Origin of the sequence: Paenibacillus sp. CFBP 13594 (assembly GCF_014842675.1) — a bacterium.
Lineage (GTDB): Bacteria > Bacillota > Bacilli > Paenibacillales > Paenibacillaceae > Paenibacillus > Paenibacillus amylolyticus_B.
In genome coordinates this window covers 197,211-209,184 of sequence record NZ_JACYVQ010000004.1, presented here as the reverse complement: position 1 = coordinate 209,184, position 11,974 = coordinate 197,211, and the positions used below count along the sequence as shown (strand labels likewise).

The window sequence follows — 11,974 nt, the reverse complement described above, 5'->3', positions numbered from 1 at the left end:
CTCCTTTACAGTCGGCTTGAGATCATTCGAGTATCGGGTTCAGTAGTTTAAAGTAGAGTTGCAAGAGTGACTCTAGCTTGCTCTTCCGCCATTTCATTGAACGGAATCCACATACAAAGTGCAGGCTGTCCTCCTGATGAACCACTTGTAACGTTAAGTCGTACAGTTCAGACACCGGCACTCCCGAAGCAACTGCACCAGCGTTATAGAACAAAGGTAATGTTCCTGTACCGGGCTCCTGCAAAAGTGTACTAACATGTTTGGTGTGGAAGGTCTCTCTGCCATCTTGACCCTTGGATTGATGGATAAGCTGGAATAATTCATTAAATTGTTCCAACGAGCCGAAGTCCAGATCAAATACTTGAATATAGTCGGCCTGCCCAATGGCTGCATGCACACTCATCCGATCACTGTTGGAGGTCTGTGCGAGAAGGTACGCAAAGCCGGCAAATAAAATATCATCCACCTCCACGTCCCACCTGCTGGCAGCATTCACCACACGATCATAGAGTTCTGCTGATAAGGCAAACTGCAACTCTTCTGTTTCGTTTGATGTTGAATCTCCTTCCACGAAATAATCCATGGACAAGGGGATGCGGGAGCGGGATACATGGATTATATCCATCTCTTCCAACTGGTTCTCGATAAAAGCGGTAATATCCGAAATAGTTGGCAAATTAAACATGTCGGTTATTTTCACAATTCCTGGATATTGGTCATCAAGTCTGGCATGTGCTTTGATCATCAGTACAGAATCGCCGCCGATCTCAAAGAAATGCTGATTCACACCAATGTGAACATTGCCAAGTACTTCGCTCCATATCTGTACCAATTGTTTTTCAATATCATTGGCAGGAGCCTTGTATTGGACCTGAGCTGTGTGTAGAGCTGTTGGTTCAGGTAATGCATTACGATTGATTTTTCCATTTGCTGTTAAAGGGATGGCTTCCAACCGGATAAAGAATGAAGGCACCATGTACTCCGGCAATCTGGATATCAGAAACTCTCGCAATTCAGCAATGGAAACTTCTTGATCAGAGACATAATAGGCACACAGATATTTTTTCTTTTGCTCGTTCTGCCTGTCCATTACATACACACGCTTCAAGGCGTGGTGCTGAATGAATATGGCTTCAATTTCACCAAGTTCCACGCGATGCCCCCTGATTTTGATCTGGTTGTCCTTTCTGCCCAAAAATTCAATGTATCCCTCTTTGCGCATGACGCCATGGTCTCCCGTTCTATACAATCGACCAAGGAGCGGATGCTGAATGAATGCTTTCTCCGTTTTATCCAAGTCATTCACATATTGATTTGCAAGACCTACTCCGCCGATAAACATCTCACCTGGAACATCAACCGGACATGGACGCAGTTTATAATCGAGCACATGGAATGTTTGATTCGCCAACGGATACCCGTAAGGGATACTGTTCCACTCATCAGATATTGAATTAATAGGGTAATATATAGACCAAATACTAGCCTCTGTTGCACCACCGAGACTCACAATGCTTGCATCAGGACACAGATTTCTGACTTTGCCCGGTAACGATAGAGGTATCCAGTCACCGCTGAGCAGTATAAGACGAAGACTGTTTTGACGGTTACCCTCGTTTGTAATGTTTACTGCTCTTTCTATATCAGAACTTTGGATATTTAACTTAGCCAGCGGAGCGTTCTGTGCACCCAGGACTGCTACGGAACGTTCCGATAATAGGGATGGGTCAGCAGCCATTGGGTTTTCGCCATAGGATACCGATACGCTTGGACCTTGTCTGATATAATTGCTGCTGCTCCATTCTTCCGTAGAAGCCATTTCATCGTCTGGCTTCAATCCTGCTTCCACCGTGTGAAGCCAGATCTGATTTTCATTTAAATTGAATAACGGTTTTACTTTCTCAAAAGGCATATCTCCGATCGAACACATTCCAATGCCCAACATCTCTCCAACACTGTTTAGTGTGGATACCATAATTCCGGTATCAATAAGGGAGTATAAATAACCTTGCGCACCATATTTCGGCATGGTTGCTTCCGCGTTGTAAATGAAGAAAACAGTAAACGCTGAAGACTGATAAATGGATCTGTTCGTGTAATAGTGCATTTCGTCAGTGAATGACTGATTCCCATGAATAAGGCGTACCGTGTGATCCACTGGACTAAAGTAGTACAAGCCCGCCTCCATTCCCGCAACTCTTCCTTCCTTCACATACACAAACACATCTATCGGGTATAGTCCTCCCGCAGAAGGATAGTAATAACGAATTTCCTGTCCTTGATCATACTGACCCAGTACTCCCATCAGATCGGAGAACTGTTTCATAGTGACAGGCTGATCCTCCTTAAAGGAACGATGAGAACGTCGCTTGGAGATGAAATCAGGATATTTAACACCACGCTCCAGTGAGACCTCAAGTGTGGTGTTCTCACCGAAATTACGATGCAACTGTATTTTTTTGAATGCCTCGTATGCCTGTGCATCGTATGCCACCTTTTCGTCATACGGATTGCGGAATAACTGCGTCTGCTTCTTGAAAATTTCTGCTGGCTCCATAAGTCCGCTGACCAAAGCACGTTTGCGAATAAGCAGTTCCATGAGCGAATTCACTTCACTAGCAGGTACATTCGGGAAGAAAGAAGCAATCTCGGATTGCCGAATTCCCTTTTGTGCCAAGAAATACAGTTCAGGGAACATACCTGTTGCATATGCAGGGCATTTGAACTCATCCACGTAGATATGCTTTCCATCCATTCGCCACAGTGTGGAGAATGACCAATGGTATACCGATTCTACTGACTCTTTCTCCACAGCCAGTTGGGTTGACGCCTGAATCTCTTCATCACTTGCCCAACGGTAGCTTCGTCCAGCATCGGATTCCAGGCGATCCATGAACATATCTATAATTGCTGGAACCGAATTCCAGATTGTAACCTGATGGCGATCAACGGCCTCTTTCATCATTCGGATATCTCTTTGGTCGGATACAATTACGAGAGCTGCACCCGAGGAAAGTGCACCGAACACGTCATATACGGATAAATCGAAACACATGGAAGATACGCCAAGCATGCGATCCTTCTCATGAACACCGAACTTTCGGTTCATATCCTGAATCGTATTCGTTACAGCCCCATGAGTAATCGCAACACCCTTCGGTCTACCCGTACTTCCCGAGGTATAGATTACATATGCAATATCATCAGGTGTTCCAGATGGCTCACCTTCGAGTAGAGGATAACCTGAAGCCGAGACCTGATCATAGGCATCCACGTCCAATACAATTTGGCAATCACTATTCTTAAGCATGTAAGCTTGCCGATCTTCTGGATAATCCGGATCAAGTGGTACATATGCCGCACCAGTGCGAAGTATAGCCATTACATTTACAATGGTCTCCATACGGCGCCTTGCCACAACGCCAACTCGATCCCCTCGCCCGATCTCCTGTTCAAGTAAATATCCTGCCAGTTGACCAGATCTTCGGTCCAGCTCCGAATACGTCATCCGCTCATCCTCAAACAACAATGCGTCCTGATCTGGATAATGTTTAGCCATACGGTCAAACAAATGTTGCAATGTTGTTGGCATGATATTTTCTTCTGATTGGTTATACCTTTCCAAAATGCTGCGATCGACTGAAGGAATGTCAGGCCCCGTAATCGTTTCTCCCACAATTAGGCCATCCAGCAGCGCAATATATTGCGCAAACATCGTTTCGACCACCTGTTGGTCAAACAAGTCATCCACGTAATCCCAGGTTAGCGTTAGTTGCCCTCCCGCATCCGAAGCCTGATGATCCAGATATACCTGCGATGTTTGGCTAACCCCAGTTCGAACCTTTCCAATCAGTCCCTGAGTTGCTTCCGATGTCTCACGTTCATTAAAGATCATACTTGTGAAGACAATTGGCATTACGGTCTTGTTCCCCATTTGATGGTGCTTGGAGAGATCACGTATGAATTCGATGCCTTCATAATGCCTGTGCTCCAGCGCCTCCAGTATACTGTCCTGAACATGACGCACATGACCCATAAAATCATTCCCCGAAGCCATATCCACATCAATTAAAATCATGGAAGTAAAGTCCCCAATGATATCCTGTATGCTTGGGTGGAATGGATAACGATTGAAGACTGTCAGGTTCAGTGCAATCTTCTGTTGATTGCTCCAGTACGATAAGATCTGGGCATAGGCTGCACAGAGAAGCGCTGAAGGTGTTAGCCCGTGTACATTAGCAACCTTTTTCAATATCTCCCAACGCTGTGGTTCAAACACTTCATTAAGTCGCTTGAATTTGGGCTCACTGATCTGTGCAGGATCTGTCTTCAATGGGAGTGCAGGTGCTGCTGGGAACTCCTCTACTCGGGCACGCCAGTATTGTTTATCAGCCAGGTACGTATTCGATTTACGGAATTCATTGTAAGCAAGAATATAATCGCGGAATGTAAATGGATTAGGCTCCGGATCAATCTCGGGATGATGATAGAATTTCAGTAGATCATTATTGAAGATCTGTATGCTTGCCCCATCAGCAATGAGCAGATCATATCCAAACAACAGCAGATGTGTATCCTTAGATATTTTTTTCGCACGTATCTCAAATAATGGCCATTGCTCCAATTCAAAAATATGATGAGACATACGTTCTCTTTCGGCTATGATCACCCGTTCCATCTCGTCAGGACTCAAACTACTGATATCTTCAATATCCATCCGATATACCGGTACATGTGGCAGGATTCGTTGCTCTCCGGTAGGCAGGATAATTGCCCGCAACATAGGATGATGTTCAATCAGCTTGATTAGTGCTTCATTGAAGCGCGTCATCTCCAGTTGAGTTTCGAATTCGAGGTACCCGTGTGTCGATGTGCCTCCCATTTCAAAAGCCTGACTTCTTCCTGCGACATAAGCCATCTGTACCTCGGTCAGCGGGAATGGTCGGCCTTCAGGATCAGGGCACGGATCATGCTGAGGATAATGAATTGTTCCCACTGACTCTTCATTTTCCACAGAGCTCTCAAGCAAAGACGCCAGTTCATAAATATCTCTCAGGGCCATAAATTCCTTGAAGCTGAGACGTTGATTGAATTCCTGCCCAATCCGATTCACCAGCTGCACCATTAGAATTGAATTGATCCCCATCTGGAAAAAGCTATCGTGAGTTCCTATTCCATTCATACCAAATACCGATTCACAGAGTTCAATCAGCTTTTGCTCCGTTGGGCTTTCTGTTCCTGCAAGTGCACAGGACTGTTGTCCAAAGGTTGGCTCCGGTAACGCTTTCCGATCAATCTTTCCATTGGGTGTAAGTGGAAATTCAGACAACTGGATTAAATGCTGAGGAACCATGTAATCCGGAAGTGCTTTTGCCAAAAGACGCTTCATCTCCAATTCGTCATAACTGCGCTCCGCTGAGTAATAGGCTACCAGTACCTTTGTTCCTTGCATGTCCACTTTATCTATAACGACAGCCTGCTTCACGCTAGGAACTGTAGATAATCGGCTTTCAATTTCTCCAAGCTCAACCCGATACCCCCTGATTTTCACTTGGGAATCCCGTCTGCCAAGGAATTCAATGTATCCTTCTCTTCGCAAGACTCCAAAATCACCTGTGCGGTATAAACGTCCCAATTCCGGATGATTAAAAAATGCATTGTCGGTCCTCACCGGATCATTAAAGTATCCTTCAGCCAATCCTGCTCCACCGATGCAGAGCTCACCAATGACATCGACTGGGCTCAGGCTACCCGTGTAATCAAGCGTATAGAATGTCTGATTCGCAAGTGGTCTTCCATAAGGAATGCTCTTCCAATCAGACTTGACAGTATCAATGGGATAATAGATAGACCAAATGGATGCCTCTGTCGCACCTCCCAAGCTGATAACCTGTGCCGAAGGAAAACGCCCATGTACTTGCTCTGGCAATTTCTTCGGTATCCAGTCCCCACTGAGCAGGATGAGTCTTAATTGTTCATTGGTTTGGTCGGTTACGTAATCTGCCATCAGTTGCATAATGGCTGGAACTGAATTCCAGATGGTTACTTTATGCTGTTGTATCGCGTCGTACATGTCATGAATATCACGTTGGTCAGCAATGATCACAAGTGCTGCACCCGTCGCAAGTGCACCGAAAATATCATAGACTGACAGATCAAAGCACATTGAAGAGATACCAAGCATCCGATCTTGATCCGTCACTTCAAACTTCATATTGATATCCCGAATGGTATTCATTGCCGGGCCATGGGCAGTAGCTACCCCTTTTGGGGTTCCCGTGCTGCCAGACGTATAAATAATGTAGGCAAGATCGTCAGGTGCTGCGTTATTTTCCAGTGGCTCCACTGGCAATTCAGCCAGTCCCTCAAACGTATAAAGTTCGGGTAATAACAGCATTTTGCAGTTACTATTTTGTAAAATGTATTGCTGACGATCTTCGGGATAATCGGGATCAACAGGCACGTATACCGCTCCTGCTTTGAGAATGCCGATGGTATTCACAATTGTCTCCATACCACGTTTGGCTAACAACCCCACCCGGTCTCCCCGTGTTATTCCTTGTTGCGTCAAGTAATGAGCGAGCTGATTGGAACGTTCATCCAGCTGTTGATAAGTCAATTGCTGATTACCGTAAATCAATGCTGTCTGATAAGGAGTCTTGGTCGCCTGCTCCATAAAAGACCCATGCAGTGTAGATATAGGAAATGATTGTGCTGTTGCATTAAATGCATTCCAGATGGCCTTATCCTGTTCAGGCAATTCTGGTAAAAACTCGATATTCTCTTGCTCACACAGATGAGTAATTATCGCTGTATAATCATCGAACATGGCGGAAAGTGTATCGTAATGAAAAAGATCCTGAATATAGTCCCAGTTAATGGTCAGTTTCCCGTCAGTCTCCATTACCTGATTATCAAGGTAGACTTGGGAGGTCTGACTGATACCCATTTTCAGATCTCCGATATGCTGCCAGCTTCCGATGGCATCCACAAATAATGTGCTGGTATATACAATCGGCATAATGGCGGAAGTACCCGCTTCTCGATGACGGGCCAGTTCTCGGATGAATTCCACGCCGTCATAATGTCGATGTTCCAACATATTGAGCATGCCACTCTGCACGTCTCTCGCTTGTTCCCAGAAAGGTTTGTTTTTTTGTTCGTTAATTTCGAGCAACATAATGGATGTAAAATCACCGATAATTTGATTGGTTTCTTCATGAAATGGAAAGCGGTTGAACGCCGCCAGATTGATGGCAAGTCGATCCTGATTGCTCCAACGGGCCAAAACTCGAGCAAAGGCAGTACATAGAAGCGCGGAAGGTGTTACATTTTTTTGCTGCGCCTTATGCTTTAGTTGCTCCCACAGATCTTGTTCCAATACCCAGCTTAGCCGTGAAAATTGCGGTTTCTTGATATGTCTGGGCTCCTGCTTCAGTGGAAGTGCTGGAGCGGAAGGGAATGTGTCCAACTGATCCATCCAGTACTTCTTGTCACGTGCGTACATCTCACCCTTTTTCAGTTCTCCGTATGCCATCATATAATCCTTGAACGAAAACTTGAGTGCAGGAAGTTCCTTTTCCGGCTCACGGCAATAATGCACCAGGTCCTCTCCAAGGATCTGGATACTCGCACTGTCACAGATCAGCAGATCATAACCAAATAACAGGTAATGCCGTGTATCATCTATTTTAAAAGCTTTGAATTCAAACAGCGGCCATTGGCTCGGCTCAAACACATGATGGGACATTCGATCCCGTTCCACCTCAATGTGTTTCCACTTTTCCTGCTCATTCAGATGGCACACATCAACGATTCCCAGTTGATAGTCTGGTACCTGTGGCAATATTCGTTGTATGCCCTCCGGCAATATGACCGCTCGCAGCATTGGATGACGCTGAATCACTTTTTGCAATGCTGTCTGGAAATGCGTCATGTTCAATTTGGTTTCCAATTCCAGATAATAGTGAGTGGATGTCCCCCCCATCTCAAACCGCTCGTCTCGACCTAACAGATAAGCCATCTGTACTTCTGTCAAAGGGAAGTCCTCATACAGGGTCGCCGGTTCCGGCTCTTGCTGGGGATACTCGGATATCGCACCAGCTTCCTTGAGTGCACCAATCAGATGAACTGCAAGCTTCGCCAGATTCATACCTTCAAAGAACGTGTGGTAGTTTAGGTGAACATGGTAGCGTACCCGTATTTCAGTAATAATGCGCATCATTGATATTGAATCAACGCCGAGTTCAAACAAGTTGTCGTATACATCTAACCCGGTAAACCCGAGAACATGTCCCACCAGTTGGGCAAGTTCCTTCTCCTTAGTTGTATATATACCGTTATCTCGTCCGTGCAGTTCAACCTTCTGCTCATATTCAGTTCTCGTCAGCTGGTTGTTATGATAATTCAAATGATTACGTTCCTGTTGAATTCGAGCTGTCATGGCTTCCGAAAATTGAATAACCCTTGACGACTCTATCAACGGTAGGAGTTCACTCGCATAATTGGGCTCACCGATCAACACTCGGCGTATACGACGGCTCAATACCATGTCAAAAGCACTGATCGCTTGATGAGTCGCTAACGTCTTGAATGCTGTATCCACATTCAGACCAAATCTGGCAGCCATCCCGATTTCCTTCCAGGCCGGCCAGTTAATGGTTAGCGTTCGGCCCGATCCATTTGCGCGGTAAGACGCAAAGCTATCCAGAAAACAGTTTGCAGCAACATAATCGCTCTGTCCCGGTTCTCCTAACATGGATATGCCAGAAGAAAACATAACGAAGAAATCGAGTGGTTCCTGCGCTGTTATTTGATTCAGAACCCAGGTTCCCTGAACCTTCGGTCTCAGAACCTCTTGGAATGCAGTCTCTTCCTTACGGATAATCAAGCCATCATTGGCAACACCAGCGCTATTAATTACCCCATGGATTTGTCCATATTTTGTTCTCAACCTCTGCACAACCTGAGTCATCTGCTCCAGATCGGAGATGTCTGCACTGATTAATTCAACACTTGATCCTCCGGCTTCAAGCTCCATAATGGTTTTCATTCGTTCAATCATTTCTATGGATATTATCTTTGGATCTTCTTCTTGAATAAGCTTGTCCCACACAGTGCGATCAGGCATCGCCGTACGACTGATTAGTGCCAGACGAATGCAGCGTTCATCAGCCAGATGCTTCGCGAATTGCAAACCAATTCCGCCTGTTCCACCAGCAATAAGATATAAACCGTTCTCACGAATAGTCACTTCCTCATGACTGGCTTCCAGAATATTGGCAATATCCAATTCTTCTACGTATGACTGATTATGTCGATACGCCACTTGGAAACGGTCATGGGAGCCATTCAATTCTGCATAGATCGTATCCGCATCGGTATCTGAATCCACATCAATGAATCGGCAGGATATCTCCGGATACTCCTGTTCAATGACTTTTGCGAATCCGTTAAGCGTTGCATTCTCCGGTCTTACCTGACCTTCATAACCCGTAACTGCATTTGCTAGAGAGGATATGAATTGAAGCTGCAGTCCCTCTGTCATATGATGATGTAGAAGGGCACGGGTCAAGTAGAATGCACTCTGAATTCCACGGTCCTGGCTTAACTTCAATTGTTCCTCGCTTTGTAAATAATCATCTGAATCATTCTCTGCCAGAGTAAACCCGTGAATGATACGGGTTAGCCCCTGACCCTTCATATCATCCAATAACTGAATGTAGTCCCTTTCATCGCCACGAATCACATAGTGCGAATCATCATACTTCTCGTAACGATCCCCCCAGGCTACCTGAATGACTCGTGCTTCGGGCTCACGCTCCAATCGGACCGTCAAGGCAGCATTGACTTGATCGTTTCCGCGGAAGAGAAGTACGGTGCCTTTCATTTGTGAGACGACAGAATCTCGAGATACGGGCATATATCGTTGCCATACAGCTTGATAAAACATGCCCTCTGCCTGTACCTTTTCTGATCTTCTGTTACGTTTTGGAATGTCGATCCAACATCTGTGCGTCTGAAATGCGTAGGATGGCAAACTGACCTTGAATACACTCTGATTCGCATAGAGCGCTTCCCAGTCAGCATCGCCCCCAGAGACATAGAATGAAGCAGCCTGATGTAACGCATTGACGTCTTGCTGCCCACTGTTCATGAATTTTCCAAGAGCTTGTCCCAGCGATACGCTCATCTCATGCCTGGATGAGAGCGACATTCTGAATTCCTGATCCGCTGCCTCCTCATCTTGAACCAGCTTGTGAAAGCCTGTATAGATGTGCGAACCATGTGAAGTACCAAATAGCTGCTTTGAACGCTCCAGCTGGATAAGTTTCTGATGCAAATCGATGTTGCTGTCCATTATGATTGCTACCCGATATGGGAATTTCCCTCTTCCCGTGTTGGCGGTATAACATATATCTTGTAATGTTGGCAGTTCATCTTTTTCAAGAAAATAGATATACTTACTGATCATCTGACGCAGCGATTCCTCAGACTTGGCGGACAACGTCAGAATGGATGGCTCTGTTACAGAAGTGTTCGCTTTATGCTCTGCATTTGCCCGATCCGGCGCTTCCTCAAGCACAAGATGGCAGTTGGTTCCCCCAATTCCAAAAGAACTGATACCACACCGTCTTGGGGTTGTTCCATCCGTGGTCCACTCTCGCAGTGTAGTATTCACGTAAACGGGTGATCCACTGAAGTCAATCGCTCTATTTGGCTTTTCAAAGTTCAAGGTTGGAGGGAGTTTTTTATTTTTCAGCGCCAGAATTGCTTTAATTAAGCCAGCAGTTCCAGCCGCTTCGTACAGATGACCGATATTGGTTTTAACCGAACCGATCGCACAAAATTGTTTCTTGGAAGTATATTTCTTAAACGCGTTCTGAATTCCCTTAATCTCAATGGGATCTCCCAATTCTGTCCCCGTACCATGCGGTTCGAAATACGAGATCGTTTCGGGATCGATGTTACCGTCCTCCCACGCTTTTACAATCAACTCTGCCTGAGTGGACGGGTTTGGTACAGTCAATCCGCCAGAACTTCCATCCTGATTGACGGCCAAACCTTTAATTACCGCATAGATCTGATCACCATCACGCATTGCAGCATCTAGTGGTTTCAGCAACAAAGCAGTGACTCCTTCGCCCATTCCCGCCCCATTTGCAGAATCATCAAATGTTTTGGTCCGGTAGTCTGGAGATTCCATCCCGATCTTCTCATTCTGATTCTCGCGTGTCATGAGATGAAGTTTCACACCGCCCGCGATTGCCATATCACATTCCTTGTTCCGGATGGCCTGACATGCCATGGCGACAGCTACGAGCGAAGAGGAACACGCTGTATCAACAACAATACTGGGTCCCTTCAGATTCAGAAGATACGAGATTCGATTGGATAATATGGAAGCCAAATTCCCAACGATGGACAGTGCACTTGTCTGCATCGTTTCGGTAATATATCGCATATACATATCTTTGATATTGTTGGAAAAGCCTACATAGACACCTGTATTGGTGCCCGATAATTTATCGTTACCGTATCCTGCATCCTCCATGGCATCCCATGCCGTCTCCATAAACAAACGCTGATTAACATCCGTTAAACTGGCTTCTTTGGGAGGCAAACGAAAGAATTCATGGTCGAATTGGTCAATATTGTCCAGGTACGCCGCTTCGTAATATTGAATATCTCCCTCAGGAATATCCATATAAGAGAGAATAGCGTCCATATCCGATTTTCGTGTCTTGGGAATGGGACGTATGCAATCTACACCACTCTGGATATTATCCCAGTAGTCATCCAGTGTTTCCATATTGGGCAACTTGGCTGAAATACCGATGATGGCGATATCCTTGACGGATTTCTTTTCCCCTTCTTTTAGCATTTTCACGATCTGAGCCGCCGTTGTTTTGTTCATCTTCTGGTCCTTGACACTCTCTACCAGGAGCTTCAGAATTTTCTCCACGCTTCACGT

Annotated in this window: 1 protein-coding gene; it reads right to left on the bottom strand. The window is 45.5% G+C overall.

Annotated features, from left to right (window positions below; translation table 11 throughout):
* Nucleotides 1-22: 22 nt before the first annotated feature.
* Nucleotides 23-11,965, bottom strand: a complete 11,943-nt coding sequence (locus IFU39_RS14715; protein ID WP_192133316.1) for a non-ribosomal peptide synthetase — start codon at nt 11,963-11,965, stop codon at nt 23-25.
* Between the last annotated feature and the right edge of the window lie 9 nt (nt 11,966-11,974).